General features: G+C 40.2%; 21 protein-coding genes. 5 read left to right on the forward strand and 16 right to left on the reverse strand.

What is annotated here, in order from left to right; all coding sequences use genetic code 11:
• Positions 1–88: 88 nt before the first annotated feature.
• From NSQ54_19155 to NSQ54_19170, 4 genes are all read right to left on the reverse strand, one after another.
• A complete protein-coding gene (locus tag NSQ54_19155) occupies positions 89–1,597 on the reverse strand; it encodes an extracellular solute-binding protein (GenBank protein ID WYP26415.1) in 1,509 nt (502 codons plus the stop codon).
• A gap of 162 nt (positions 1,598–1,759) precedes the next feature.
• Positions 1,760–4,099, reverse strand: coding sequence for a helix-turn-helix domain-containing protein (locus NSQ54_19160; GenBank protein WYP26416.1), 2,340 nt, complete (start codon positions 4,097–4,099; stop codon positions 1,760–1,762).
• Positions 4,100–4,125: 26 nt separating this feature from the next.
• The gene (locus NSQ54_19165; GenBank protein WYP26417.1) at positions 4,126–4,881 is read right to left on the reverse strand and encodes an NAD(P)-dependent oxidoreductase; all 756 of its coding nucleotides are present in this window, start codon (positions 4,879–4,881) and stop codon (positions 4,126–4,128) included.
• A gap of 220 nt (positions 4,882–5,101) precedes the next feature.
• Positions 5,102–6,058, reverse strand: a complete 957-nt coding sequence (locus tag NSQ54_19170) for an iron-siderophore ABC transporter substrate-binding protein (GenBank protein ID WYP26418.1) — start codon at positions 6,056–6,058, stop codon at positions 5,102–5,104.
• 139 nt (positions 6,059–6,197) lie between these two features.
• Here NSQ54_19170 and NSQ54_19175 point away from each other — a divergent pair, with 139 nt between their 5' ends.
• A complete protein-coding gene (locus tag NSQ54_19175) occupies positions 6,198–7,796 on the forward strand; it encodes a helix-turn-helix domain-containing protein (GenBank protein WYP26419.1) in 1,599 nt (532 codons plus the stop codon).
• Positions 7,797–7,889: 93 nt separating this feature from the next.
• A complete protein-coding gene (locus NSQ54_19180; GenBank protein ID WYP26420.1) occupies positions 7,890–8,630 on the forward strand; it encodes an IucA/IucC family C-terminal-domain containing protein in 741 nt (246 codons plus the stop codon).
• Positions 8,631–8,858: 228 nt separating this feature from the next.
• On the opposite strand, the gene NSQ54_19185 is transcribed toward NSQ54_19180, so the two are convergent.
• Complete coding sequence (locus NSQ54_19185) at positions 8,859–9,566, reverse strand: GntR family transcriptional regulator (GenBank protein WYP26421.1); 708 nt, start codon at positions 9,564–9,566, stop codon at positions 8,859–8,861.
• Positions 9,567–9,734: 168 nt separating this feature from the next.
• Between NSQ54_19185 and NSQ54_19190 the strand changes: the two genes are divergently transcribed.
• Together NSQ54_19190 and bglA are read left to right on the forward strand one after the other, a co-directional pair.
• The gene (locus tag NSQ54_19190) at positions 9,735–11,633 is read left to right on the forward strand and encodes a beta-glucoside-specific PTS transporter subunit IIABC (protein WYP26422.1); all 1,899 of its coding nucleotides are present in this window, start codon (positions 9,735–9,737) and stop codon (positions 11,631–11,633) included.
• Positions 11,634–11,646: 13 nt separating this feature from the next.
• Positions 11,647–13,083, forward strand: a complete 1,437-nt coding sequence (gene bglA, locus NSQ54_19195; protein ID WYP26423.1) for a 6-phospho-beta-glucosidase BglA — start codon at positions 11,647–11,649, stop codon at positions 13,081–13,083.
• 50 nt (positions 13,084–13,133) lie between these two features.
• Here the strand turns inward: bglA and NSQ54_19200 are convergent, their stop codons facing one another.
• The 4 genes from NSQ54_19200 to NSQ54_19215 form a co-directional block, all read right to left on the reverse strand.
• Positions 13,134–14,186: an LLM class flavin-dependent oxidoreductase gene (locus NSQ54_19200; GenBank protein WYP26424.1), complete on the reverse strand. Its 1,053-nt coding sequence runs from the start codon at positions 14,184–14,186 to the stop codon at positions 13,134–13,136.
• Positions 14,187–14,327: 141 nt separating this feature from the next.
• On the reverse strand, positions 14,328–14,987 hold the full coding sequence (locus tag NSQ54_19205; GenBank protein ID WYP26425.1) for an ABC-2 transporter permease: 660 nt from the start codon (positions 14,985–14,987) through the stop codon (positions 14,328–14,330).
• Complete coding sequence (locus NSQ54_19210) at positions 14,987–15,838, reverse strand: ABC transporter ATP-binding protein (protein ID WYP26426.1); 852 nt, start codon at positions 15,836–15,838, stop codon at positions 14,987–14,989. Before NSQ54_19210 ends, NSQ54_19205 begins: the two co-directional genes overlap by 1 nt.
• A 22-nt stretch (positions 15,839–15,860) precedes the next feature.
• Complete coding sequence (locus NSQ54_19215) at positions 15,861–16,157, reverse strand: YfzA family protein (protein ID WYP26427.1); 297 nt, start codon at positions 16,155–16,157, stop codon at positions 15,861–15,863.
• Between the two features lie 192 nt (positions 16,158–16,349).
• Here NSQ54_19215 and NSQ54_19220 point away from each other — a divergent pair, with 192 nt between their 5' ends.
• Positions 16,350–18,629, forward strand: coding sequence for a glycoside hydrolase family 3 C-terminal domain-containing protein (locus NSQ54_19220; GenBank protein WYP26428.1), 2,280 nt, complete (start codon positions 16,350–16,352; stop codon positions 18,627–18,629).
• Positions 18,630–18,910: 281 nt separating this feature from the next.
• Here the strand turns inward: NSQ54_19220 and glsA are convergent, their stop codons facing one another.
• The 7 genes from glsA to NSQ54_19255 form a co-directional block, all read right to left on the reverse strand.
• Positions 18,911–19,840 carry a glutaminase A gene (gene glsA, locus NSQ54_19225; protein WYP26429.1) on the reverse strand — a complete coding sequence of 310 codons (930 nt, stop codon included), beginning with the start codon at positions 19,838–19,840 and terminating at the stop codon, positions 18,911–18,913.
• 242 nt (positions 19,841–20,082) lie between these two features.
• Positions 20,083–20,835: a phosphotransferase gene (locus NSQ54_19230; GenBank protein WYP26430.1), complete on the reverse strand. Its 753-nt coding sequence runs from the start codon at positions 20,833–20,835 to the stop codon at positions 20,083–20,085.
• A gap of 39 nt (positions 20,836–20,874) precedes the next feature.
• Positions 20,875–22,437, reverse strand: coding sequence for a diguanylate cyclase (locus tag NSQ54_19235; protein ID WYP26431.1), 1,563 nt, complete (start codon positions 22,435–22,437; stop codon positions 20,875–20,877).
• A gap of 58 nt (positions 22,438–22,495) precedes the next feature.
• A complete protein-coding gene (locus NSQ54_19240; protein ID WYP26432.1) occupies positions 22,496–22,906 on the reverse strand; it encodes a group-specific protein in 411 nt (136 codons plus the stop codon).
• Positions 22,903–23,133, reverse strand: a complete 231-nt coding sequence (locus NSQ54_19245) for a hypothetical protein (GenBank protein ID WYP26433.1) — start codon at positions 23,131–23,133, stop codon at positions 22,903–22,905. The genes NSQ54_19240 and NSQ54_19245 overlap by 4 nt, the downstream gene beginning before the upstream one ends.
• Before the next feature lie 15 nt (positions 23,134–23,148).
• Positions 23,149–23,364, reverse strand: a complete 216-nt coding sequence (locus NSQ54_19250; GenBank protein ID WYP26434.1) for a hypothetical protein — start codon at positions 23,362–23,364, stop codon at positions 23,149–23,151.
• Between the two features lie 48 nt (positions 23,365–23,412).
• Positions 23,413–23,985 (reverse strand): TetR-like C-terminal domain-containing protein, encoded by a 573-nt coding sequence (locus NSQ54_19255; GenBank protein ID WYP26435.1) that lies wholly within the window; start codon positions 23,983–23,985, stop codon positions 23,413–23,415.
• Positions 23,986–24,112 lie beyond the last annotated feature (127 nt).

Genomic DNA, 24,112 nt, shown 5'->3' on the forward strand with positions numbered 1-24,112 from the left:
CTCTCTAAATGGATTGTTCTCTTTTTATAAAATACATAAAAGAAGCGCTCCTTTCCCTCTGAAAGAAGCGCTATTCCATTATTAAAGCTTACTGAGCATTATAAGCCTCTGTATATTCATCAATCATATCCTGACCACCTTGATTCAACCAGTTATCAACAGCAGAGTCGAAACCTGCTTCGTCAATTTGCCCTAGCATGTACTTATACGTAGCATCATCAATGATTCCTTGCAGACGTTCACCATTTTGTACATAGGTATCTGACACTAGGCCAAGAGAATAATCTTGAATAAGGTAATTCTCGTTATCCTTTTCGAGTTCTGTGGCTTTCGTTTTTGGATCGTACGTAGATAATCCTTCATACTTGCCTGTATTTTCAGGCTCACCAATTTCTAGTGACAGGTATGGTTTCACTTCTCGATCATTCGCTTGCTGGTTCTCAGCGATTGATTGTGCTTTTCCATCTTCAAGTGTGTAATGCTCGCCTTCTACACCCCAAGTCATTAGGTTCATGTTCTCAGGCTCCATCATTTGATCAAAGAAGTTAAGAATATACTTTAGCTCTTCTTCTGTTTCTACAGATGAACGTGGGAACAATAACATTCTGCTATATCCCGGGATTGACCAGATACCATATTCTCCATCGGGGCCTTCCACATAGTTATGAACTTCAAATTCTACGTCAGGATTTAAGTCCGCTGCATCTCTGTATAACGTTTCAACATCTCCCATTGAACCAATGTACATCCCGGCTTTCCCAGTTTTAAGTAGGTCCTGCTGATCCGTCTTACTTGTTACCGGAAAGTCCTGATTAATGTAACCGCTCTCATGAAGATCTCTAAAAAAGTTTAGTGTATCTTTATACTCATCAAACATAAACTCCGGTGTAATTTCTCCATCTTTTTCACCCCATTGGTTTGGTGTACCAAACCAAGAAGCAACGGATTTAAAAGCACCGTACTGTAACTCATTTCGATCTGTTAAACCAAACGTATCGTCTCTTCCATTTCCATCAGGATCATCTTCTGTAAATGCTCTTAGCATTTCATATACTTCGTCCGTTGTAGTAGGAGCTTCCAGTCCTAGATTATCAGCCCAGTCTTTACGGTAGATGATTCCCTGTCTTGAAAGAGGTCTCCCTTGATAAATCGAATATAATTTTCCTTCAAACTCCATATTGGATAATACATCAGGTTTTAATTTTTGTAGGTTTTCGAATTCTTCTAGATAAGGGCCAATCTCCCAAAATTGATCGTCTCGTAATGCTTCATAGAACATTTCAGGTCCCTGTACGAATAAAACTTGAGGTAATGTGCTGGTAGCGAACGCTGCATTTAAGCGTTCTTCATAGTTGTTTTGAGGAACCCATTGAATATCTAATGTTGTATCTGTATTCTCTTCAATCATATTCTGGATTTTCTTATCTGGTACTTCAGGTGTATGAAGCACCGCCATCATTGAGATGGGTTTTGCATCTCCTTTAGCTTCACCAGAGTCACCACTTGGGGAAGCGCTTTCATTTTGGTTGCAACCAACTAAACCCAACATTCCAACTAATACACTTGTACAGACTACCGCCCTCTTCATTTTTTTCATACATTCCTCCCGAATATTCTGTCTATTGGCTCCTAAACACTGTTAAAAACCTACTCAAAGTGTAGTCGCTTAACAGGAAAACAGTAATAATCATTTTATTAGGTTCGTGTAACCCCTGATATATCAGGGATACACGAACCTAATTTGGTTGATTTTCATATTTCATCCATTTTTAGAACGAATCGTATGATCTCTACGATTGTCTGTGCGATACTGTCCTGGAGTCACTCCTTCTTGTTTTTTGAAGGAGCGGATGAAGTTTTGTGAGTTATTGTATTGAAGTTTCTCAGCAATTTCTTTGACTGGTTTTGTTGTCTCTGACAAAAAGTGTTTAGCCATTTCAAAACGATAATAGGTTACATATTCACTAAAGGTCTTTCCGGTACTTTGCTTAAAAACCGTACTTAAGTAATTTGCATTGTAGTGAAGGTTAGCTGCACATGATTCGAGTGTTAATTCTTTATCATAATGTTCCTGCACATAAACAATCATCCGATCAGCTAACTGCTGATACTGAGAATCATGTATGGAATTAAATCGATCGAGCAACGGCTTCAATAAATTCTTCTTAAACCATGCCTTCACATCTTCCTTACGATGAAGCTTAAGCAATTCCTTATAGAGATCTGCTTCTGTCCTGTCCTCAAGCTTCGTTTGATAGAGGCCACTTTCTTGCCTTAGTCTTAAGAGCTTTGTTAAAAGCTGATTAAATGAGACTTGATATTCACCTAAAAATTCAGCCTTATCAAAGATACTGTTGATCCAATCATCAAACAATGTATAGGCGTTGGTGTGATCCCCTTCTCGAAGGGCTAACATTAGCTCGCCTTCCACTTTCTTAGGGTACTGATAATCGGCCAGCTTCTTTCGGGAACCAGACTTAATACTTTCGTAGAAAATCACAACATTTTGCTCATACTTTAAACGGTGAGCTAGTGCCTCATTCGCTTCCTGCATAGCAGAAGGCGCATCTTCAAATTCTGAAAAAGGTGCACTTACGCCTATACTGATCGGTAGTTTTAGATACCTTTCAATGTAGTCATGAATCAGCTCCGTGACCTTATATGCACATTGATTAATATCATCTTTTGAACCATCTAATCCAATTAAAATTAATAGCGAGCGGTCATTCCACACCGTCGGTAGACGATTTGGCTCTTGTATCACTTCTTCAACAATGTTCTTAATGGCAAACGTATGCCACTCTTCCTGCGGCACGTTTTTTTCTCCATCTTTAACTTGATGATCATGATCATACCTTAGAACAATCATCGTCATGGCATCCCATGTCTCAATCTTCTCATCAAGATTATAGATCTTTCTTTTTTCGTCCACTTCCACGGAGTCAAACGTTTTTCCTTCATAAAAGCTTCTAAGAAAAAATAGCACCGACTGCTTTAAATGTTTGTGAATATCCTTTTCCAACCCTGCCTTCGAATCAAATAACTCATTTAAGTGACGTTCAATCTCTGCAACGTCATTGTTTTTTGTTGTGACCGGTACCGACTGAGATTGCCTTGCAAGATGCAGTAAGTTATTAATTGGTCGATACAGGTTTCTACTAATAAACCACACAGCGAGTAAACAAAACAGAATGATTCCAGATACAACAAAAAAGGTAAACCAACCAATGGTATTCGATTCTTTAGTTAAATCTTTTAGTGATGCGCTATATACATAGGTCCAGTGATTATCCGGTGAAGTCGCATACGTAACCACATGCTCGTCCCCATTTACATTCGTTTGGAACTGACCTACTTCATTCAGTTCTTCTGGCAGGCCTTCAGAATATCCAATATCTAAAAGTGATTGACCAATTCGCTCAATGTTTTGATCAATAAGGATATTTCCATCTCGATCAAGTACAAACTTTTCACCTGTTCCCCCGTCATCAGCAATCATATCCATTAACGTACACATGGGTACATTGGCAAGCACCATGCTTGTTTTATTAATGGTTTTTTCAGGGAGCTTTTTCACTAACCCAATGGTATAAGGACAATCTCGATTAATCAGATTTTCGCTAAATTCTTCATTATTCAGTAATACCCAGCCCATGTCATTCTCAATATTCATAAGAGATTCATAGTTTTCTCTGTCTTCGTACTGGTCAAGCCTTTTTAACCCCTCATTTTTCACAATCCAATTCTGCTCTGTATTTACCATAATCACTTCTTCTACTTTTGTACCTAGTGATTGAAGCCTGAAAAAATCACCCTTTATATTCTCCAATAATTTAAAATCTTCAGCAATCAAAGGGCGCCTCAATGCTTCATTAATTGTTTGGGAATCCACTAATACATCTACAGAGTGACTGACGATCGAAAGAGTTTGTTCAATATTAGAGCGCATCTGTTGTATAAATTCGATATTTTCATTACTAATCTTCTCTTCAACCTGTTTAACGGACTGATTGTAAGAAAAAACCCCGACAATAAGAACGGGGATAATACTTATGAGTGCTCCATACAAAATCAATCTTGCTTTATAACTATATTTCACTTCAGTACCCCCTTTTTCCGAAAGACCTACTCCCTTAAAACATCCTGTGCATTACGTTTAGAGTGATAATGAAGCTCTTCCTGTGCACGCTCAGTTGACCATGGCTTACCTTCATTATCTGACACTGCATAATAGGTTCCTGATACCCTCGTCGACTCAAGTGCTAATTTAAAAAATTGGACAAGGTCCTGCTCTGTTAATAACGTATGCTGCAGTCGCTTGTTCTGGATAAGGGCTTGCTTTGATGCATCTTTCGGAAACGATCCAATTCTTATGTTCAAAACGGAAAGGTTTTGTTGATTTGAAAATAGTAAGCCTAATTGTTCTGTTGCGAATTTTAATAAGCCATATAAACCCTTTGTACTCGGGACATCATCTGTTGTAATTTCTCTATTTAAACGTGAGATTCCCTCTTCTTCATAGCTATCGGTTACATGATTAGAACTTGCAAAGATAACTTTTGGGACCTTTTTTTCAACAGCCGCTTGAAAGACATAATAGCTAGCACGAAAAAAGATATCCGTCATTTCATGAAAACGCGTTTCATCGAGACTATTTTTAGTATTTGCATTTAGAAGGTTAATTAAAGCGAGCGTATGACATGGTATATGTTGAATAAATTCATTTTTATTTAATACGTTCGTTTGTCGAAATTGAATAGTTGGATGGTTCAGATTTGGATCCTTCAAATCCAAAATAATCACCTTATAAAGTGATGAAAGGCCTTTCGCGAGCGCTTGCCCGACGGTCCCTGCTCCTCCAATTAGTACAATCGTTTCCATCGCTAGACTCCACATCCTTTGTACAGCATAATTGTGACCTACAACCATGTAGTTTCTCAATAACACTATATCTTATACATTGGCACCAAGCGATGAATCAACAAAAATGACATATCTTAACTATATCATGTTACCGTTTTCATAACAACGAGTCATTTTTCTGCTGAAACTTGATGAATCCACATTAAAATAAAAAACAGGCATCGCTAGGATGCCTGTCTTATTCCGCTTTAATCAATTCTTCTGCTACTTGATCAACCACAATATTTAAAGCAAGCGGCGAGTAGTAACCTACCCATAGCGCTGTATCTTTTTCATACACTTGATCTTCTTTAACGGGTTTTAATCCCTGCCACACGGCGGTTTCCATAAACTCTTTGGTTAGCTCCGTATTTGTCGCATCCTGCAGCAAGAAGAAGTGATCTGCATCTACTTCAGGTAGTATTTCAATTGAGATCATCGAACTTGTTTCTGTATGACCCTCAGCAAGCTCTGGCGCTTTTAATCCTAAATCATCATAAAGAATTTCCGAAGTTCGGTGATCGGTTGTATGCAAACGAATCATGTCATCTCTTGGACGAATCAAAGCAACTGTTTCATCGGACATCGTCTCAGATAGTTCTTCTTTTAATGCACCAACCTTCTCATTGTAATCTGCGATGATTCCCTCTGCTTGATCTCTTTTCCCTAAAATATCTCCCATCTTTAGTTGAATCGTTTTCCAATCTTCCATCCGATCAAATATAAGCGTAGGAGCAATACTTTCTAATTGGTCTTGAATCCCTTCATGAGCATCTGTTGCAATAATTAAATCGGGTGTTAATGAAAGAATTTGTTCAACATTTGGTTCTTCATATGTTCCAAGTAGCGTTGGGTCTCCAGGTAAGTCCTCAAGGTATTCAGGAAGTGCCTGGTCTGTACTCGCATATACGGTTCCTACTGGCTGTTTATCTAAAGCCAATAAATGATCCAAGAATTGAACATCAAGAACGACAATATCCTCTGGCACTTCTTCAAATGTCATTTCCCCATTCAAATGCTCAATCGTTGTAGTCTGTTGTTCGTTAACTGATTCTCCTGACTCTTCGTTTATCTCTTGATCCGTTGTGGATTCTCCGCACGCAGTTAGAAACAAAACGATACTTGCGAACAACGTAATCAGACTTTTCCCTTTCATTTTATCCACCCTCAACTCTAATTGATATTGATAATCATCTGCACTTATAATACTATATAGAATCAAAGATTAATCGTCCATGGATGAACTGGTTTCCAGATGGACATTTCAGATATGAATGAAAAAGGAGAGGTCTCAATTGGCAGATGAGAAAGCGCTATTCTCGTATCTCTACAAACTCGAATACCTTCATTACATACAAACAGAAACAAACATTAACCTCGAAGTATATCAGCATGGATTGCTATATATTGATCAATCTGATGGATCTTTTTGTATAAACGGGCTTGTACAGGAAGTAAAACAGAACTCGCTCATTTTTATTCCAGCAAACGTAAAGCAGAAAAAGATTATTACATTTGATAAAGGCTTAAGAGGATATTTCTTATCGTTTAGTTCCCTATTAGACCAAGGAAACGGGATCTACAAAGCAACCTCTCTCAAACTACCAACCTTACTTGATTCTCATCAATCCGCTCATTCATTCGTTACGACTGCCCGTGGTATTCTAGAACTCCAACAGCAGGACCAATTGAAAGCGAACCTTTTATTCCAAAAGTGGATCCACTCACTTTTAACTGAATTAACAACCAATGCAACCCTAACGGTAAAGCAATTGATTCAAAAAAGTAAAAACTATATAGATGACCATTATCATACAGATTTAACACGTGAGCAGCTGGCTGAGTTAACAGGACTGAATACGGATTATTACTCACGCACCTTTAAATCGTATTATCAACAGACACCAATTGAATATGTAAATGAAGTACGCCTTCTTCATGCAAAACAGAAGCTACTCCAATCAGACGAAACGATCCGTACCATCGCAAAAAGCGTAGGGTATAACGATGAATTTTATTTTAGCAGACGATTTAAAGCGAAGGAGGGGTACTCGCCCTCGGTCTATATCAACAAACATAAGAATGTAATTCGGTTAGCTTCACTCAACCACCTGGTAACAGGTCACACCCTGGCGCTTGGTGTTGAGCCATATGCAGCGATGAGTCATTCCGCCTTTCCGTTATCGGAAACCTTTGAGCATGCCATCACTCTAGGGAATCATCAGCCCAGTATAGACAAATTGCTTGCCGCAAATCCGGATTTGATTGTTCGTTGTTCAACTCAAACTCAAAATACAGAATCAAATCATAACGAAAAGCTTTATTACACCATAGCCCCTACGGTTAGCCTGTCACACCAAGATAGCTGGCAAAGCCATTTACATACCATTGCGCGCTTAGTAAACAAAGAGGCTGAAGCAAAGCTTTTTCTAGAAGAATATGAAACAAGAGTAGACGTCATAAAAACGAAAGTAAATCATTCAATTGGTAGCAAGAATCTATTAGTCATCGGACTTGGTGGAGATTCACTATGTATCTATGGGAAACGAAATCTAGGAACGGTTCTTTATCATGATCTAGGGATTGCTATGCCTCCAGGGGTTGAGGATATTCAGCATGTAAAGGAGACTACTTTAGATGAGATTCATCAGATAGACCCAGACTATATTCTTTTAACCATTTATCGTAGTCATAACAAGCTCCCGAGTAAACAGGCTCTGCGCACGCAATTACATGGCTTAGAGCAAGACCATCGTTGGAGTGCTCTACAGGCCGTACAGAATCAGCAATGCTACTCGATTATGAAGAGTAATCATTTATATACAAGCTATAATTCACTTTCAAACAAGCTATTTTTAGAAAAAGTGCATCAGATGCTCGTTACTTCCTCTTAAATGTTCAGCGAGAACACGGAATTGTCCATGTTCAACCTTCAATTCTTCGCAAATAATGAAAAGTAGCGATGATTTGGAAGGTGATTTGATTCTATGAATGAATTATTGAAAGAAGAGTTAATAGGGTTAGGAATACGCCCTGTAGATAGAATAGAAGACCAGCAATCGATACCCTCTCAATACTTAGTTCATGAAGAGAGGTGTATGGATTTTCTTCAAAGCTATATGAAGAAGATTCATGCACCAAATATTAGAATCACAGCTTCGCTATTTATGAAGCAGTATGCGCGAATAACGATTGCCGCTGTACTTTATCAAATGGGTTCCAAGAATAGACATGTTACACTTCCACTTTCAAGCTGCTATGTTGGAGAAGATCGCAAACTGTTTGTTGATCGAAAACAAGTGGTTTGGAATGAGTGGACTTTTGGCACTCGCGAAGAGTGGTTAGACCGTAGTCTGCGACCATTGTTCACCTCTCACATAACATCCGTGATCTCAATGCTGCAGCAAACAGCAAAGGTCTCTTCTTCTATACTGTGGGAGAATGTTGCCGTTCGTATGAACTCTTTTTACCGCGTACTTCTTCAAGAAGACCTTAGTAATGAACAACAGGACCTGATCAAAAGAGACTTTTCCTTTTTAAAACAAGCAACCGGAGACCTTTTCGGGTTGGAGGTAAATCCACTTTCATCCTACTTGCATCTAGATACATCATTTAACACAAGACGTACATGCTGCATGTACTATTTAGTTGGCAAAAAAGAATATTGCGGTGTGTGTCCGTTAACAAAAGAGAGCGGACATAACGTTAAAGCAGCGAATAAAACATGAACATAGCAATATATCCGCTACAGGAGAATCCCTCGCACCCACAAGAACGGCCTCAGTCCCCTCCACGGAAAAAGCACCGCTACAGTGTCTTCACCACGTTCTGTTCCGTAGGGGTCTCGGGTTCTCCTTACGCTCGTTTTTCCAAAAAAAAGAAATGACGAATGATTAAATAGTCAAATCATTCGTCATTTCTTTTTTTATTTTAATGTTATGTCCCGGCCTCCTTACCTAAGAAGAGTATCCAGTTGATTGGAAAAAGAATTGGGATTGCTCGTAGTTATACGTTACTTTTGAGTAGTCAAATGGTTGGGCATTATTTAGGTAGAATATCGTCTCCACAAATAGTTTAGGATCGCCCACTTTAAGCTCCAATAGCTCTGCCTCTTCCCTCTTCAGCTTATTAATGTGCATGTACATGTCCGAGAACCCAATCTTCTGACCTAACCCCTCGGAGATGTAATCAAAGATCGAACCCTCTACAATCTCCTGATTCAAATACGTAACAATTGATTTATTGTAATATGACTCCTCTAGGCAAAGTGTCTGACCACTAATGTAGCGTACACGCTTTACGTAATAGACGTCTTCTGTTAAATCGATATTCAGATTCTCCGCCACTTCTTCTGTTGGTTTCCGCACATCTAATTCAAGCACCTTAGCCGTTATGTTAAAACGACGCAGTTCTCCACTAAACCCTTGATTAGAGAAGCGAATATAGCCATTTCGCTTTTGCTTTCTTACAAAAATTCCACTTCCCCTTACTTGATAGATGAGTCCTTTTTTCTCGAGTAAACTAACTGCTTTCATCACCGTACTTTTACTCGCTTGAAATTCGGTCATCAAATGCTCGAGTACAGGTAGCTTTTTCCCTTGTTCATATTTTTTATCTACAATGGTCTGTTCGATCTTCTGCGCGATTTCTTCGTACTTTAACATATACATTCCTCTTTTTTACGAATTAGTCTCTTGGATAAATGATACCACATCATGAACAGTAGCTCTTCTTGAAAAATAGTGTATAAATAAATTTATTATTAGGTTATTGATAAATTAGTACGTAACAATTATAATGTAAGCGTACAACAGAATAAAGGAGTGTATGAGATGAGCAAATCTGTTAGAAATTATCCTCAATTGGCGAAAGATATATTAGAAGCTGTAGGAGGAGACGAGAATGTTGTTGGCGTTACGCGTTGTGCCACCCGTCTTCGGATTGTATTAAGACGTTCTAAGCCTGCTGCTAAGGATGCAGTATCCTCCTTACCAGGAGTTATTACCGTTGTTGAAAATAATGGACAGTTCCAGGTTGTTATTGGACAACACGTTGGAGAGGTTTACGATCACTTTGCTGGATTAGTCAATGTTGATACATCAAGTGAAGGAGACGAACCTGTTCAAAAAGGTTCAATTATGAATCGAATTATTGCAACGATGTCAGCTGTTTTTGCACCATTTATCTATATCTTGGCTGCAGCAGGGATTCTTCAAGGTCTTTTAATTTTACTTACGTTAATCTTCCCTGCGTTTTTAGAAACAGGAACATATCAGGTGTTTAGCTTCATTTCTTGGGCACCATTTACGTTCTTACCGATTTTCATTGCGATAACAGCATCTAAACATTTTAAAACAAACATGTTTATCGCTGTTGCAGCGTGTGCTGCGTTAGTAAGTCCGGACTGGGCTGCTATGGCTGCACGCATTGCAGATGGTGAAGTTATTACCTTTTTAAACTTAAATCTATCAGAGACCGTGTATACTTCATCCGTTCTTCCACCACTGTTTCTAGTATGGTTCTTATCCTATCTTGAGAGATTCTTAAATAAGAGAATTCATGAGGTCGTTCGACCATTATTTGTACCACTTATTTGTTTAGTTGTTATGGTTCCGCTTACGCTTGTAGCAATCGGACCAATCACTACGCTAGGTGCAAATGGAATTGCAAACGGCTACAACTTCTTAGCTGAAAATGCACCAATCCTAGCTGCTACGATCATTGGTTCATTATGGCAAGTCATCGTTATCTTTGGCGTTCACTGGGGTATCACACCAATGATTCTTGCAAACTACGAACAGTATGGACAAGATTCATTCCAGGCCTATCAAACGATCGCTGTTATTGCTCAAATCGGAGCGGTACTTGGTGTCATTTTGAAAGCAAAAAGCAAGGAAACGAAAAAAGTTGGGATCTCTGCTGGGACAACTGGATTGTTTGGTATCACAGAGCCTGCGATTTACGGGGTCACATTACGCTTTAAAAAGCCATTTATTTTTGGGTGTATCTCTGGTGCTGTTGGAGCGATTGTTGCGAGTTTCTTTAACCCGTATTACTACGCCTATGCTGGGCTCCCGGGTCCACTTACCATTGTGAATGGAATAAACGCTGATAACCCAACATCTGTTTGGGGAATTGTCATCGGTTCGGCCATTGCAATTATCCTACCTGTTGTACTTGTTCAGATTTTTGGATTTGGTGAAGATACAGCCAAACAAGCAACAGATGAAAAGAAAGCAGAAGCTACTCCAAAAACAGAGAACACAACGAGCGCAAATGAAGAAACAGTTGCTGCTCCAATGAACGGAACAATCCTTAAGCTAAGCGAAGTTCCTGATGATGTCTTTGCATCAGGCGCAATGGGTAAAGGTGTAGCCATCCAGCCATCTGAAGGCAAGCTGCACGGTCCATTTGATGGAAGTGTTGTGATGGTTGCACCAACCAAGCATGCGATTGGAATTCGTTCTACTACAGGAGTTGAATTGCTAATTCACGTTGGTTTAGACACAGTGAAATTAGACGGCGCACCATTTACTCTTTCAGTTAAAGAAGGAGATAAATTTAAAAAAGGTGATTTGTTAATGGAGTTTGATCAAGAAGCCATTATCCAGCGTGGTATTGAGACAATTACTCCAATTATCGTAACAAACACAGGTGATTTTTCAGAGGTTATGATCGAAGAAGGAACAAACAGTTCTGTCGGACAAGCATTAATAACTGCAGTAAAATAAAGGAGGAAATACAATGAAACAATTACCGAAGGACTTTTTATGGGGCGGCGCACTCGCTGCCCATCAATTTGAAGGTGGATGGAATCAAGACGGGAAAGGCCCAAGCGTAGTAGACGTTCTGACAGCGGGTGCCCACGGGGTTCCAAGACGTGTAACTGAAACGGTGGAAGCAAATTCTTTTTATCCAAACCACGAAGCGATCGATTTTTACAATCGCTATAAAGAAGACGTTGCACTATTTGCTGAGATGGGATTAAAATGCCTTCGTACCTCAATTGGCTGGAGCCGTATCTTTCCAAAAGGTGATGAGGCAGAACCAAATGAAGCCGGTCTACAATTTTATGATGACCTGTTTGATGAACTGATTTCGCACGGCATCGAGCCCGTGATCACACTATCACATTTTGAAATGCCACTACATCTTGCGAGAGAATACGGTGGGTTCCGCAACCGTAAAGTAGTCGACTTCTTTGTGAAGTTTGCAGAGGTTTGTTTTACTCGCTACAAAGATAAAGTGAAGTACTGGATGACGTTTAATGAAATCAACAATAAGATGGATGCGGAAAATCCATTATTCCTCTGGACAAACTCTGGTGTAGTTGTAGAGGAAGGCGGAAATGCACGTGAAGTGATGTATCAAGCAGGACATCATGAGTTAATCTCTAGTGCCCTAGCTGTGATCAAAGGAAAAGAAATCAACCCTGATTTCCAAATTGGAGCCATGGTCTCTCACGTTCCTGTGTATCCATTCTCTTCGAATCCAGATGACATTATGCTCGCTGAAGAATTAATGAGAGAGCGCTACTTCTTCCCAGATGTACATGTTCGTGGTGTCTACCCGAACTATGTCTTAAAGGAGTTTGAACGCGAAGGCTTTAACATCGAGTTCTTAGAGGGCGATGAAGAAATTCTACGTAATGGTACGGTTGACTACCTTGGATTTAGCTACTATATGTCAACAACAGTGAAAGCTGATAAAGAAGCAAGTCACTCGCTTGTTGTAAATGGCGGATTAGCAAACAGTGTAGACAATCCGTATATCAAAGCAAGTGATTGGGGATGGAGCATTGACCCAGTTGGTTTACGTTACACATTGAATCGCTTTTATGATCGCTACCAGATTCCTTTGTTCATTGTTGAAAATGGCTTTGGTGCAGTCGATCATATTGAAGAAGATGGATCCATCCACGATCCACAGCGTATCCAATACCTACACGATCATATTGAAGAGCTGATGAAAGCTGTCACCTACGATGGCGTTGACCTAATGGGTTATACGCCATGGGGGATCATCGATATTGTCTCTTTCACAACGGGTGAAATGAAAAAACGTTATGGTATGATTCACGTTGATCGTGACAATGAAGGTAACGGATCCATGAAACGCTCGAAGAAGGACTCCTTCGAGTGGTACAAAAAAGTCATCGCGACAAATGGTGAAGAATTATAATGCATGAAAAAAACGCAGGCTGCCCTCTTTATAGGGTCCTGCGCTTTATTTTATTCTGCCGTATATTTACGAACAGCAGGTAAGATTTTTGTTGCGATGATCTCAATATTTTTCTCGAGCTTTTCAAAAGGTACCCCACCAAAGTCCATTTGTGCCACGTAGCGCTGATGACCAAATACTTCGCGTTGGTAAAGGATCTTCTCAATAATTTGATCAGGACTTCCCACGTTCATCACATTATGTGGATCAGCACCCTGCTCAAACTGAAAGCGAGGGAACCCTTGACCATTGGTACGCTTCATTCCTTCATTAATATGAGGATAATACTCATCGATTGCCTGTTGCGTCGTCTCTGCTGCGTAGAAGAAACCTGCTGTCGAAACTGGTAGTTCTGCCGGATCATGTCCACCCTCAGTTGCAGCCATACGGTATGCATCCACCGTGCGCTTGAACGCTTCGACCGGTCCACCTAAATGAGCTAAGAACATTGGAACCCCTGCATAACCCGCTTTAATAGCACTGGTTGGTGTTCCCCCTACTGCACGCCAGATTGGCAGGCGACCACTTGCTGGACGTGGAAGCACCTCTGCATTCCGAAGCGGCTTACGAAACTGTCCACTCCAATTGACGACCTCTTCCTCATTAATCTTCCGTAGCAAATCAAACTTCTCTTCAAATAGTTCTTCATAGTTGTGTAGGTCATACCCAAGCAGTTCGTACAAGCCAACACGTGAAGCACGCCCTGCAACGATCTCTGCACGCCCACCTGACAACAAGTCAATCGTAGAAAAATTCTCGTACACTCTCACAGGATCTGACGTACTAATGATTGTTGAGCTACTTGCAACCTTAATCTTTTCCGTTGCCTGCGCAATCGCTGATAGCACAACTGCATGAGCCTGTGTCGCAAAAAATTCCTGATGACTTTCGCCGACGCTAAAGAAATCAAGCCCCGCCTGCTCAGCGAGCTGAGCCAATTTAATGATTTCCTGCAGTCGCTGCTGTACAGGGATTCGCTCACCTGTCCAAGGATTCGCTAAGTGATCCCCTAATGTATAGATACCAAACTCAAACTTGTTAGGATTTATCCGATACTTCTCCATCTAATCACCTCTACCATTAGTATAAAGAGGAAGCCCACTTAATGTAAGTACGCACTTATGGGTGGCATTGTATCTAAAAGGATACTGTTCATCTACAAAAATAAAGCAGACCCACTTTTGAGTCTGCTGTTCCTGACGTATTTAGAATTCCTTTTTTCTATAGATTTGATTCGTTATTACATAAGAGAGAAAAAAGAGAACGAAACTCACAAGAGCAAATGCTGCAGAAAAAAGAAAATCAAGATCCAGATTTTGTAGAGGTGCAATTGTATAATTGTTAAACACCCAATTAAAAATGAAGCTGCCAAGGAAGTAAGATCCAATTGCTACTAACACACTAAGCATCAGAACCATGTCTGATTTTTCTGTGCCTAAGTGATAAGTTAGAGGATAAGCCACTAATCCTAAAATGAGGGCTAATCCAATTCCATTTAAGATAGAGTTCGTCACTGCATTTGTCCATATGCCTTCAGAGATGAATTCCGCTACAACAAACACACCAACCGAAATGATGATTCCTACGAACATTAACATCACAAAGAATAAAAAGTGACTCCGAACAATTTGACTCCGCTTTAAAGGAAGTGCTAAAACAAACTTATTCCATCCGGACATGGTTTCATTTTTCAAGACTTCAAAAGCAGGTGTGACCATAAAGATAATGGGAATAAATGTCGCGACCGTTAACAACATATCTTGTTGAGCAATAAGGAGAACACCCATAATGACAACACTGAGAACCAAGTATCCCCAAAAGCTTTTATTTACGGAGTACCATTGATTTAACATTAATCCTTTCATTATTTATCACCTCGCATGAGTAATAGAGTCATGTCATCAATCGAATATGGCTTCCTTTTTATCGTTTGTTCGATTTTTGACTCATCAGTAACTAATACATCCCAACCGTTTTCACTTTCACGCTTTGCTAGAATAAAGCGCTCATCAATCTGATTCAATTTTTCTGGCAAACATTCTAAAATGGCATACATTGATTTTAATTCTGATTTAGATACTTCCAGTACGATCTCTCCATTTTTAATAAAAATAAGTGCATCTGCTATTTTCTCAATATCGCTAGTAATATGTGAAGACAGCAGGATTCCTCGTTTGTCCTCTGATACAAAGTCCTTTAGAACCGTCAACACCTCATCTCTACCTGATGGATCAAGGCCCCCGGTTGCCTCATCTAATATTAGTAGCTTTGCATGATGAGAGAGGGCTACAGCAATGGCTAATTTCATTGACATACCTCTTGAAAAACTGCTTAGTTTCTTCTTATCTGGTAACGAAAATAAGGTAACATATTCTTCAAACTTTTTCTGATCCCACCTTTGATAAATCTCCTCAAACACACTTCCTAGTCTTGATATCGTAAGATCTTTCGGGAGATTCATATCGTCAAAAACAAAACCGATATCCTCTCGAATTTGCGTATGATCTGAAGTTAACTCTTCTCCAAAAATATGAATGGATCCATCGTCCTTCTGCAACGTTCCGAGAATGGCCCCCATTGTCGTTGATTTACCAGCTCCATTTTCGCCTATGAAGCCAACAATCTTTCCATAAGGGATCGTGAATGAGACGTCTTTTAGGGCAAAGGATGAGTCATGATACTGTTTACTTAGGTTTTTCACCTCTAAGATTGACAATGTGTTCCCTCCTTTAAATGGATTAAGATTTAGTCATAAGTCTAGAAAGAGATTGAAAAAGAATAACGATGATCATCGCACCTGCCATTAGAAAAGTAATGGCATTCAATTCAAACATCCGATATGGCGCCAGAAATTCAGTGAAAAGTCCCTCTGGTAACAGCCCCATTAGATTGTTCACTACATTCTCACTTTCTCTTCGATTCGGTTCCCAAGTTGTGAAATGAATTAAAAGAAAAATGATTTGCACAAGTAAAAATGTAGCAATTGCTCCAACTACACTTTTAAAAAGAGAATTGTCGCTAGGTCTCTTCTGCATTCGTTCACACCTCTTTTGGCTTAGTACTTACCTTGTTCCCAGGAACCTCTTTTATAAACCTTTTTTTGTATATTAAACAAAAAAATATTAAATTTATCAATTAACAGTTATCTCTATATTTAATTCTCACTCAAGGTTTTCAATCCGCGAAAAACGGAAATACCTACGTTAGATACATAAGGAGGATGAATGATGAGTGATCAAGTAAACCAGTGGTTAAATGAACTAACAATAGAAGAAAAAGCAGAGTTATGTAGCGGAAAGGATTTCTGGACAACCCAAGCAGTTGAGCGAGTAGGCATCCCGTCTATCATGATGACGGATGGTCCACACGGTTTACGTAAGCAGGCAGGTGAATCTGACCATCTAGGTCTAAATGAAAGTGTACCTGCTACTTGCTTTCCTTCAGCCGTAGGCCTTGCCTCAACATGGAATCGTGATCTGATTTATGATGTGGGTGTCGCTTTAGGTAAGGAAGCTCGTAAGGAAGAGGTGGCTGTTCTTCTAGGACCAGGTGCAAATATTAAGCGTTCGCCGCTATGTGGTCGTAACTTTGAATACTTTTCAGAGGATCCGTATGCGTCTGCGCAGCTCGCTGCAGCTCATATTAAAGGGGTACAAAGCGCGGGCGTTGGTGCTTCGCTTAAGCACTTCGCTGTGAATAACCAGGAACACCGACGCATGAGTGTTGATGCGATCGTTGATGAACGAACACTGCGCGAGATCTATTTAGCTAGCTTTGAGGGTGCTGTAAAAGAAGCACAGCCGTGGACCGTTATGTGCTCTTATAATCTGGTTAACGGAGAATATGCCTCAGAGCATAAGCGTTTGTTAACAACGATCCTTCGTGATGAATGGGGATTTAATGGCCTTGTTGTATCTGACTGGGGAGCTGTGAACGAACGTGCAGCTGGTGTAGGAGCTGGGATGGATCTAGAGATGCCGACATCGAACGGTGTTGGAACACAGAAAATCCTTGATGCGATTGAGCAAGGCGAGCTCAACGAAAAAGCTCTTGATCAAGCAGTCACTCGCATTTTAGAGTTGGTTGAGAAGTCATTTTCTCAAGAAGCTCTAGCAGATGTTGATATGGATGCACAGCATCAGCTTGCACGAAAGGTTGCCAGAGAGGCTGTTGTGCTTCTGAAAAATGAAAGTCAGCTGCTTCCTCTTCAAAAAAGTCAGCGTGTTGCTGTAATCGGTGAGCTCGCTAAAAAGCCTCGATATCAAGGCGGAGGAAGCTCTCACATTAATCCGTATCAGCTAGATAATGCCTATGATGAGCTCGCGCGTTATGCAGATTCGGTCTCTTATGCACAAGGCTATGACCTAGAAAAGGATAAGGTAGATGATCAGTTGATCCACGAGGCAACAAAGTGTGCACGTGATTCCGAGGTAGCTGTTTTGTTTGTTGGCTTGCCGGATCGCTATGAGTCTGAGGGATTTGATCGAGATCATATGTCTCTCCCAACTAACCACGAAGCCTTAATCCGCTCTGTTTTAGATGCACAGCCAAACACAATTGTTATCCTAAGCAATGGCTCGCCTGTAGAAATGCCTTGGGTCGATGATGTGCCATCCATTATTGAAGGATACCTCGGTGGACAAGCAGGTGGTGGTGCTGTTGCGGATATCTTATATGGCGTTGAATCTCCTTCCGGTAAGTTAGCTGAGACCTTCCCTGTAAGAGTTGAGGATAACCCGTCCTACCTTTATTTCCCGGGAGAAGGTGACCGCGTCGAGTACCGCGAAGGAATTTTCGTTGGCTATCGCTACTATGACACGAAAAAGGTCAAACCACTGTTCCCGTTTGGTCACGGATTAAGCTATACAACATTTTCTTATGAAGACATGACTGTATCTAACCGTAATCTAAATGAATCAGAAAAGGTGAAGGTGACGATCCAAGTTAAAAACACAGGCTCCGTAAAAGGGAAGGAAATCGTTCAATTATATGTACACGACAAGCTTTCATCTGTTGCTCGTCCAGAAAAAGAACTGAAAGCATTTGATAAGGTCGAGCTTGAACCAGGCGAAACTAAAGAGGTTCACCTTGAATTAGATCGTCGTGCCTTTGCCTACTACAATACGGACAAAGAGGACTGGTCAATAGAAAGCGGAGAATTCGAATTAAGAGTGGGCCCTTCTTCTGCGGATATTGTACTTACAGAAACGATTTCTGTTACCTCTTCCGAACCAACCACATTTGAAGTGACTCGAAACTCAACAATCGGTGATCTGATGCAATCCGAACATGCAGAAAAGCTGAATCAATTTCTCGAGAGACAATTTAGTGAGAGTCCCCTCACTCCGGATGAGGAATCAGAAGGAAAAAATGAAGAAGGCGGATCTGATATGATGAGCGAAATGCTTAAATACATGCCTCTTCGTGCACTCGTTAATTTCCAGCCATCAAAAGAAGCAAACGAAGCACTCGAGCAGTTTATTAAAGAATGTAATCAATCAAAGTAACGAAAAAGGGGGCGGGACATAACATTAATGCAGCGAGCAAAACACGAAGCTAGCACTAAACCCGCTACAGAAGAATCCCTCGCACCCACAAGAACGGCCTCAGCCCCTTTCGCGGGAAAAGCGCCGCTACAGTGTCTTCACCACGTTCTTTTCCGTAGGAGTCTCGGGTTCTTCCTCCGCTTGTTCAAATCAAATCATGAAAGGCGAATGATTCTGCAATCGAATCATTCGCCTTTTCAAATTGATATTTAGTTATGTCCCAGCCTCTTTCACCTTTTCCCTTAAAACATACTCAACGAATAATTCTTCGACATCATCTCAAGAAGTCTTAACCCTGCAATACTATTTCCTTTATCATCAAGTGATGGACCACAGATCGCGATGCCACATTTTTTCGGAATGGAACCCATGATTCCGCCTGCAACACCACTTTTTGCGGGGATTCCCACTTTAATCGCAAACTCACCAGATGCATTATACATTCCGCATGTAACCATAAATGTCTTACAAATACGCGCGATATCCCAGGGAATGATTTGCTCTCCTGACACAGGATCTGCCCCATCCATTGCAAGCACACAACCGATTCTGGCTAAATCTAAACAGTTCATTTCAATCGCACACTGCTTCGTGTACAAATCCATTAACTCTTCAACAGGCTCATTAATGACACCGTGCTGCTTCATAAAATAACAAAGTGAACGATTAAGATGACCTGTCTCAAGCTCAGACTGTGCAATGATATGGTTGTATGTGATTGACTTATTTCCAGATAGCCTTCGGATAAAGGCAAGCAGTCGCTGCAAGCGATCGTCAACCGAATCCCCTTTAATCATATGAGTAATTGCGAGTGCGCCTGCATTGATCATTGGATTTAACGGCTTTGAGGGCTTATTTGTTTCAAGCTTCGCAATCGAATTAAACGGATCACCCGTTGGTTCCTGCCCCACGTGATCAAACACATACTCCTCCCCGCGATCCATTAAGGCAAGCGCAAGAGAAAGTACCTTTGAGATACTTTGTAATGTAAAATTCTCATCGATGTCTCCCGCTGAATAACAGCGACCGTCGGGATAATATAAGGCAACCGAAAGTTTATCTTCATCTGCCAGCGCGAGTGCCGGTATGTAATCAGCAATTTTCCCGTATTTTGCTTGTTGTTTAGCTTCCTCAACAAGCGATTCTAATTCAGTATTTGATTGGCACTGCAAAATAAAATCCTCCTTTACTTCTCTTTGGTACGTATTATGTCCACTTATTTCTTATGTAGTACGAATGGTCCAACTCAAAAAGGTTCATTGAAACTGAGTTCACTTTGATGATCATAGATCCATAAAAACATTGCTTCGTTCATTTCATATAAAGCCTGATCTTTACGAAAAAATGCCATAAAAATGGTTTGAATGATAAGCATCATACACCATACCGCTGAACGCTCTAATTTTGAAAGTGTCTATCCATTATCATATGCTTCCACTAATCGTTGAACAAAGGTTGGCCATGCATCTCTTAGCTCACCTTTGTCATAAACCTCACTTAACACACTTGTTGCACAATAACATAGATCAAACAATGTATGATTCACTTCTGCGAGATCAAAATCAATAACCCCAGCCAAATCATTTTCATGGAAGAGTATGTTATGAATGTGAGCGTCCCGATGAATAAGTTGTTTCGGCAATGTATCAGAGAACCTCTTTATCCTTTCTTCAAGATGGGCATAGATTGGTCCAAGTCTCCAAGAACACACCCCCGTGACTATTCCACTTACAGCGTACTCATAAACCATCTGGTAAAGATCCGTGTGCTTCCATGCTTCACTCGTCTCGTAAGAATGCAAGGATTGGTGCATTTTAGCAAGAGTAGAACCAAGTGCAGTGGGCGCTACGGGATCCTGAATACATTCAACTGCGCTAAATGTCTCACCTTCAATGTACGAGTACATCACATAATACTTATTTTGATGAGACACAAGAAACTGTTCATTTTGATTGGAAACTGGATGTTGAACTGAAAGTCCTTTTGTATTCAAATGCTTTAAAAGTTCGTGCTCCCTTTGAAAGGCTTTAGGACTTTCTTTTTGCTTAAGCACAAATAACTCATCTTTATCCGTCGCTATCTGCGTTGCGCGTTCTGTGAGTATGTTTGTTTTCTTAACTTTTATATCGTAACTGGCCAATGCTTCTTCTACATTCTTAAACTGCATGCCATCACCTCATGTTTGATAGTAAGAAAACCTACACTCCTACCCTACATCCTCACTATACATCTGCACCTGATTACGTCCTTGCCTTTTCGCAAGATACAGGGCTTCATCGCTTTTCTTAAGAAGTTGATGCAGGGTTTCTTCTGTATGGGATTGTGCTTCGGCCACGCCACTGCTCACGGTCACAGTGATGGATTGATCTGGGAGAACTAGTGGGGTAGACTCCAATTTTAGACGAAGACGGTTGGCCACTTTCTCTGCTTCAGACCCTGTTTTCCCTTTTAATCCAATCACAAATTCCTCGCCACCATAACGGGCAAATAAGCTGGGTTTCTCAAGCTGAGACTTGCAGACATCGGCAACATGTTTAAGCAGCAGGTCTCCTACGTCGTGTCCAAAGGTATCATTTACCTTTTTGAAATGATCGACGTCAAATAAAATCATTGAATACGGGAGCTCGTCTTCTTTTGCTAAAATTAAGTCCAACTCTCCTTTTTCAAAAAAGGCTCTTCGATTGTATAGCTGTGTCAGTTCATCGTGATATGCACGATTTTCAAGCTCACGCTGTAGTCGTTTTAATTCACTTATTTCCGTAAAAATGAGTAGCATGCCTTTTTGATTGTTTGCATGCTGTAGTGGTAGCATTCGTATTTGGTATATATAAGGGATAGGAAATGATTCTAGGTTAACTTCACTCGATACAGAACTTGCATCTAACGCAAGTGGAAATGGTTCATTCACTAACTCTTGCCAAACCTCATTAAATTCCATCCCATACATTGAACGATGAATAGCAGGGAACATCCCCTTAAAAGCTTGGTTAAATTCAATTAATTGATGTGTATCATCCAGTACTACAACTCCATCATTGATACTATTAAAGATCGCATCCTTGGCAATCGGTACAACAGCAAACATTCTTGTGGTATTAATAGACCATACATATAACAAGGACGTAAACCATAAAACCATCGGTACAGGATCAATACCTGGTGGAGTTAACCCCAATAAATAAATAAAGGCCGTGAACATCGGGATAAACTGTCCAATCAGTAAAAATAAAAGCTGTGCCCGATATACCTTTGCCGTTTCCCTCCACCTAGATAACATGAGCAGAAACGCGACAAACATACTGGAGAACGTAACAATGCCATGCACGATGTACCATGGGCCAATTTCTTGAAAAACAAAGGGTGCACCTAAAACAGGGTCGATTTCAAAGACAAGGTAGTGTAAGTGATGAAAGTCATTTGTGGCAACCATGATAAACGTGATTATAGATATAGAAAGAAGCGGTAACGCCCAAGCTGCTTTGATGTTCATTCCTAAATATTTCATGGCAAATAGCAAACCGAGTGTAGCGGATGCAGGCATGCCAATATAGAGAATGGCATTCCAAAATTTAAGGGCTTCTAGAGAATTAGCAGTTAAGCCAAGAGCGGAACCAAAGCAGTAAATTGAGATTGTAATCGTATACAACATAAAGTAGTACGCAATATTCGTATATTGATGACGTCTGAAAAAAACGTACATACATACATAAAGGTTAATCACTCCGGATGTACTGAACAAGGCAATGTAGGCAGTTAATTGGGAACTCATCGTTCTAGCCTCTTTTACTAGTCATTTTATTTAAATGTAGCATAAAAGTCCTAGTATGCTAGTCTTTTTTAGAAGAATGGTTTAATTTCTCTAGAATAACATCAAGAAAGTTCTCTATTGAACCACTAAAGCGTTCCACACCCTCTACATGGTAGAAGCTGCTCGTTTGATTCGGGGTAAATACTTCATCTGTGTGTGAGTAGAGGTAGATTGGTTTTTGACTTCCTAGAGCTATTCCTAGCTCTACATGACTGCTTTTACCTAATGGGAGGATGAATATCATAAAGTCACTGCCAATAATAGCTTCTTTCTCTTGCTCTCCTATCGATGTGAACTCCTCCACGGACTGAACGTTCTCCCATTCTGTCCAATCATAGGACTGTACAAAGCCTTCTTTTATCAAAGTCTGAGCTACCAAACGTACTTGTTCAATATTACGAAAGCTTGAGCCAATATAAAATGTCTTCATCGTTCCTCCCACTCTATGTCATCCTTGCTCTCTTCAATGGCTTGTAATAACTGATTGTCCTCGCCGACTACTCTGTATATATCGGAACCTACACCAACTTCGCGTTCCCACACATCAATTCTTAAATTAGCAGGAGTGCCACTTATCATGTATTGAAGGCCACCCGTAGATCTGTCTGTTTTCTGAAGTTGCATGTTCGCTGGCTCAGAAATGATGGCCTCACTCAATTCTTGATTTCCATCTCAAGAGTAGGACAAATACCCTTCAATCCTAGTCATAGTTAGATAGATTCTTCCTTCATCAAAACGGATGTCAGAGCCGTATTCCCGCTCTAATACTTTTTCATAAGAAAGAACCCTCGCTTGATCGTACCAATTATAGATTCCAAGCCCTACTACTGTAAGAACCAGAACACCGATCATAAATAAAACAAGCGTACCAAGCTTATAGTTTCTCAAGCGAGCTCAGCCCCTCTCTTCCATTCTTCCTGAATATCCCTTCCCTTCTTAATTTCTTACAAAACCCATTAAGCCATAGTTTGTAAATCGATGAATAAGAAGAGCCATTTCCTTTGGTGATTCTTGTTGACCATTTACTAACCATTTTTCAATTGCATCTATGCTTCCGCTTAAGACAAGCAACGGAAGATACGAAGATATGTCTTCTTGCACGTTCATTTTTTTCATAAAGTCCTTCATTATTATATGTTGCGTTAATTCCATTACTTGTCTTTTAAATGTCGTATCAGCACTCCCGCTTAATAGCACTTGGCATAGATCACTTTTCTCAGCCGCATATTCAAGGATCTTCTCTGTCATTTGAAGAGCTTCCTCTTCTTCATTGAAGTTATATTGATTAAGTGTTTTGTACATGTCGTCTACAACCTCTTCACTAATTTTCTCAAGAAGGTCGTAGGGATCGGTATAGTGACCATAAAAGGTCGAACGATTAATATCAGCCATCTCACAAAGTTCTTTTACCGTGATAGACGAAATTGGTTTTTCTTTAAGTAGCTTAACCAAGGCTTCCTTTAAGGCATGACGAGTATACCTCTTGCGCCGATCTATTTTTTCGTTCAATGAACGTTCACATCCTTTATTCATCTTATACAACATATTCCTATGTACTGTTGATTATTTAACACATTTTAAACAACTGTTTGTTGTTTAGCCAACACCGTGTCTATATACTTTTAATGGAATCATA

It is taken from the genome of Alkalihalobacillus sp. FSL W8-0930 (genome assembly GCA_037965595.1).
GTDB lineage: Bacteria > Bacillota > Bacilli > Bacillales > Bacillaceae_D > Alkalicoccobacillus.

Excerpts from the sequence above, each read along its gene's own strand:
- NSQ54_19155 (WYP26415.1), bottom strand. The coding sequence starts at position 1,597 with ATGAAAAAAATGAAGAGGGCGGTAGTCTGTACAAGTGTATTAGTTGGA.
- NSQ54_19165 (WYP26417.1), bottom strand. The coding sequence starts at position 4,881 with ATGGAAACGATTGTACTAATTGGAGGAGCAGGGACCGTCGGGCAAGCG.
- NSQ54_19170 (WYP26418.1), bottom strand. The coding sequence starts at position 6,058 with ATGAAAGGGAAAAGTCTGATTACGTTGTTCGCAAGTATCGTTTTGTTT.
- NSQ54_19180 (WYP26420.1), top strand. The coding sequence starts at position 7,890 with ATGAATGAATTATTGAAAGAAGAGTTAATAGGGTTAGGAATACGCCCT.
- NSQ54_19185 (WYP26421.1), bottom strand. The coding sequence starts at position 9,566 with ATGTTAAAGTACGAAGAAATCGCGCAGAAGATCGAACAGACCATTGTA.
- NSQ54_19190 (WYP26422.1), top strand. The coding sequence starts at position 9,735 with ATGAGCAAATCTGTTAGAAATTATCCTCAATTGGCGAAAGATATATTA.
- bglA (WYP26423.1), top strand. The coding sequence starts at position 11,647 with ATGAAACAATTACCGAAGGACTTTTTATGGGGCGGCGCACTCGCTGCC.
- NSQ54_19200 (WYP26424.1), bottom strand. The coding sequence starts at position 14,186 with ATGGAGAAGTATCGGATAAATCCTAACAAGTTTGAGTTTGGTATCTAT.
- NSQ54_19205 (WYP26425.1), bottom strand. The coding sequence starts at position 14,987 with ATGAAAGGATTAATGTTAAATCAATGGTACTCCGTAAATAAAAGCTTT.
- NSQ54_19215 (WYP26427.1), bottom strand. The coding sequence starts at position 16,157 with ATGCAGAAGAGACCTAGCGACAATTCTCTTTTTAAAAGTGTAGTTGGA.
- NSQ54_19220 (WYP26428.1), top strand. The coding sequence starts at position 16,350 with ATGAGTGATCAAGTAAACCAGTGGTTAAATGAACTAACAATAGAAGAA.
- NSQ54_19230 (WYP26430.1), bottom strand. The coding sequence starts at position 20,835 with ATGCAGTTTAAGAATGTAGAAGAAGCATTGGCCAGTTACGATATAAAA.
- NSQ54_19235 (WYP26431.1), bottom strand. The coding sequence starts at position 22,437 with ATGAGTTCCCAATTAACTGCCTACATTGCCTTGTTCAGTACATCCGGA.
- NSQ54_19240 (WYP26432.1), bottom strand. The coding sequence starts at position 22,906 with ATGAAGACATTTTATATTGGCTCAAGCTTTCGTAATATTGAACAAGTA.